Consider the following 809-nt stretch of genomic DNA (forward strand, 5'->3'; position numbering starts at 1 on the left):
TGCTTATTATCGTAAGCGTCCAAAGCATCAAGGTACTCGTCATAAGTTTCAAAGTCATCCTCTACAGGTTCCTTTTCTGACTTATCCGACTGTTTACCACTTTCAAGTTCATCAATACGGCGCTGAAGGGCCTCTTTCTCTCGGCGCTCCTGCTCTCGCTCTCTTACTACCTGGTCGATACGTTTTTGAACACGGTTAGGCTTCTTGCCTTTGTCGTGATCGGCGGCGGTATCTTTGCCGGAATCATCTTGCTCTTCTGCTTTGGGCTCTTCAGCTTCACCTTTCGGCTCTTGCTCTTCATCACCTACAGTAGCATCAGCCTCAGAATTGGCCTGTTCTTCTTGCTGCTGCTCTTCCTGTGGTTCAGTTTGAACTTCAGGCATATCGATCGATGTTGTGACAAAACCTGCTGTTTCGTCTTGGTTGTTTTCTACACTCATGGCGTTCCCTATGAAACGAATTTAAAGCCCAGTGAAAGGCCACTGGTAGCCATAAACTAATGATAAGCTTAATTTAGTAAAAAGTCACTCGTTAAGCCTTGACATTTTGATTGTTTGCCATTAACTCAGCCAGCGCTTCAGCAACTAATTCACGCACTTGTTGATAAGCTTCACCCTGGCCGCTTTGGATAGCCTGAAGCTGTGCTTGAGCTTCAGCCGTTTCAAGTTGAGCCTGGACAAGATCAGCCTGTGCCTTGGCAATTGTGGCGGCAGACTTCTCGTTATTAGCTTGAGCCGTTACAGATTTAGCTTCAGCTTCCTGGCTTCTAACTTCAAGCTCCTTCATTTGCAATTGCTGCTCAGGTGTCG

At 46.5% G+C, this 809-nt stretch carries 1 protein-coding gene and 1 pseudogene; both read right to left on the reverse strand.

Annotated features, from left to right (window positions below):
• Positions 1-440 (reverse strand): hypothetical protein (locus tag ACFC20_RS17580; protein WP_375194113.1); only part of this gene is annotated, 440 nt, incomplete at its 3' end.
• 91 nt (positions 441-531) lie between these two features.
• Positions 532-809: pseudogene (locus ACFC20_RS17585) on the reverse strand (hypothetical protein); the annotation flags it as partial.

It is taken from the genome of Marinobacter sp. (assembly GCF_041984545.1).
Lineage (GTDB): Bacteria > Pseudomonadota > Gammaproteobacteria > Pseudomonadales > Oleiphilaceae > Marinobacter.